The organism is Sphingobacterium sp. xlx-130, from assembly GCF_011007405.1.
Lineage (GTDB): Bacteria > Bacteroidota > Bacteroidia > Sphingobacteriales > Sphingobacteriaceae > Sphingobacterium > Sphingobacterium luzhongxinii.
Map to the genome: position 1 here is coordinate 1 of NZ_WFKN01000016.1, position 3213 is coordinate 3213.

A 3213-nucleotide genomic window follows, 5' to 3' on the forward strand; every position below is an offset into this window, starting at 1 on the left:
AAAAGAGTTCTTTGACATATTGAAAGAAAAAAAACACAAGAGAAGACAATAGGGACGAAAGTGCGCAAGCACGATTAGTCAAAGCATCTCCATAGTAGCAAAAGGGCTATGCGAGAGAAGAAAGTAAATAAGGGCACACGGGGGATGTCTAGGCTCTCAGAGGCGATGAAGGACGTGATAAGCTGCGATAAGCCACGGGGATCAGCAAATGTGACTTGATCCGTGGATTTCCGAATGGGGCAACCTGGCTGTTTGAAGAACAGTCGTATAATACGCGAACGCGCCGAACTGAAACATCTAAGTAAGCGTAGGAGGAGAAAATAACAATGATTTCGTAAGTAGTGGCGAGCGAACACGAAAGAGCCCAAACCCAATATGTTACGGCATACTGGGGGTTGTAGGACCACGACATTGCATTGTCGCTATGAACTGGAAGCAGGTGGGAAACTGCGCGATATGGGTGACAGCCCCGTACAGGTAAAGAATGACAGCATAGTGGTATCCTGAGTAGGGCGGGACCGGAGGAATCCTGCTTGAATCTGCCAGCACCATCTGGTAAGGCTAAATACTCCTGAGAGACCGATAGTGGACCAGTACCGTGAGGGAAAGATGAAAAGAACCCCGAACAGGGGAGTGAAAAGAACCTGAAACCGTGTGCTTACAAGCGGTTGGAGCAGAGCGATTCTGTGACAGCGTGCCTTTTGCATAATGAGCCTACGAGTTACTCTTTACTGGCAAGGTTAAGTGGTTCAGCCACGCAGCCGCAGCGAAAGCGAGTCTGAACAGGGCGTATAGTCAGTAGAGGTAGACGCGAAACCTTGTGATCTACCCTTGGGCAGGTTGAAGCTGTGGTAACACACAGTGGAGGACCGAACCGATAAACGTTGAAAAGTTTCCGGATGACCTGAGGGTAGGGGTGAAAGGCCAATCAAACTGGGAAATAGCTCGTACTCCCCGAAATGTTTTTAGGAACAGCGTCGATGTAGAGTTTAATAGAGGTAGAGCTACCGATTGGGTGCGGGGGAGTCAAATCCTACCAAATCCAGACGAACTCCGAATGCTATTAAATATAATCGGCAGTGAGGCTTTGGGTGCTAAGGTCCAAGGCCGAGAGGGAAAGAACCCAGACCATCAGCTAAGGTCCCCAAATGTAGTCTAAGTTGAACTAACGAGGTCCGGTTGCCCAGACAGCTAGGATGTTGGCTTGGAAGCAGCCATTCATTTAAAGAGTGCGTAACAGCTCACTAGTCGAGCGACCGGGCGTGGATAATAAACGGGCATCAAGATTACTACCGAAGCTATGGATTTGCATGTAAATGCATCTGGTAGGGGAGCATTCTATCGTCGGAGAAGCACTATGGTGATGTAGTGTGGAGATTATAGAAAAGCAAATGTAGGCATAAGTAACGATAAGGCGGGTGAGAAACCCGCCCACCGAAAGACTAAGGTTTCCTGATCAACGCTAATCGGATCAGGGTTAGTCGGGACCTAAGGCGCATCCGAACGGAGCAAGCCGATGGACAATGGGTCAATATTCCCATACTTTTCTTTACTGCGATGTGGTGACGGAGTAGTGACACTGCCGCGGACTGACGGAATAGTCCGTTAAAAGGCGTAGGTATAGGGACGGTAGGCAAATCCGCCGACCCTGCTGAAACCCAATAGTACTGCAAAGCTTCGGCGGCGCAGATAGAGCAGGTAATCAGACTTCCAAGAAAACCCGCTAAGCTTCAGGTAAAGAAAACCCGTACCGTAAACCGACACAGGTAGTCGAGGAGAGAATCCTAAGGTGCTCGAGTGAGTCATGGCTAAGGAACTCGGCAAAATGGCCCTGTAACTTCGGGAGAAGGGGCGCTGTCTCTGAGAGGAGCAGCCGCAGTGAAAAGGCCCAGGCGACTGTTTAGCAAAAACATATGGCTTTGCAAAATCGAAAGATGAGGTATAAGGCCTGACACCTGCCCGGTGCTGGAAGGTTAAGAGGGGATGTCATCGCAAGAGAAGCATTGAATCGAAGCCCCAGTAAACGGCGGCCGTAACTATAACGGTCCTAAGGTAGCGAAATTCCTTGTCGGGTAAGTTCCGACCTGCACGAATGGTGTAACGATCTGGGCGCTGTCTCAGCCATGAGCTCGGTGAAATTGTGGTATCGGTGAAGACGCCGATTACCCGCAACGGGACGGAAAGACCCCATGCACCTTCACTATAGCTTAACATTGAAATTGGGTACAGGATGTGTAGGATAGGCGGGAGATGTTGAAGTGGCTTCGCCAGGAGTCATGGAATCAACCTTGAAATACCGCCCTTTCTGTATTCGGTTTCTAACTCGATCATGTCGAGGACATTGTTTGGTGGGTAGTTTGACTGGGGTGGTCGCCTCCAAAAAGGTAACGGAGGCTTTCAAAGGTAAGCTCAGTACGCTTGGTAACCGTACGAGGAGTGCAATGGCATAAGCTTGCTTGACTGTGAGGCCTACAAGCCGAGCAGGGTCGAAAGACGGACATAGTGATCCGGTGGTTCTGTATGGAAGGGCCATCGCTCAAAGGATAAAAGGTACGCTGGGGATAACAGGCTGATCTCCCCCAAGAGCTCATATCGACGGGGAGGTTTGGCACCTCGATGTCGGCTCGTCACATCCTGGGGCTGGAGAAGGTCCCAAGGGTTGGGCTGTTCGCCCATTAAAGTGGCACGCGAGCTGGGTTCAGAACGTCGCGAGACAGTTCGGTCCCTATCTGTTGTGGGCGTTGGAAGTTTGAGTGGATCTGTCCTTAGTACGAGAGGACCGGGATGGACTGACCGCTGGTGAACCAGTTATGCCGCCAGGTGTACGGCTGGGTAGCTACGTCGGGAATAGATAAGCGCTGAAAGCATCTAAGTGCGAAACTAGCCACGAGATGAGACTTCCTTACAGGGTCGTTGTAGATGACAACGTTGATAGGCTATAGGTGTAAAGGTTGAGAGACCAAAGCCGAGTAGTACTAATAGCCCGAAGCTTTCCAGGCAGATAGACCTGTTGTCTTCTCTGACTGTTCTTTTTCTTTCAATAACATGTCAATCAGCTTATAGCTATTAGCAATAGCCGTTAGCTTAAGATATTTCAGGTGCCTATATCGGCGGTGTCTACCTCTTCCCATTCCGAACAGAGAAGTCAAGCCCGCCAGAGCCGATGGTATTGCCGTAACAGGTGGGAGAGTAGGTCGGTGCCTTTTTTTACAC

2 rRNA genes are annotated in these 3213 nt (G+C 50.0%); both read left to right on the forward strand.

Going from position 1 to position 3213, the window contains the following annotated elements:
• The first annotated feature begins 117 nt into the window (after positions 1–117).
• Positions 118–2998 (forward strand): 23S ribosomal RNA (locus G7B18_RS18860).
• A 96-nt stretch (positions 2999–3094) separates the two neighbouring features.
• A 5S ribosomal RNA gene (gene rrf / locus G7B18_RS18865) occupies positions 3095–3206 on the forward strand.
• Positions 3207–3213 lie beyond the last annotated feature (7 nt).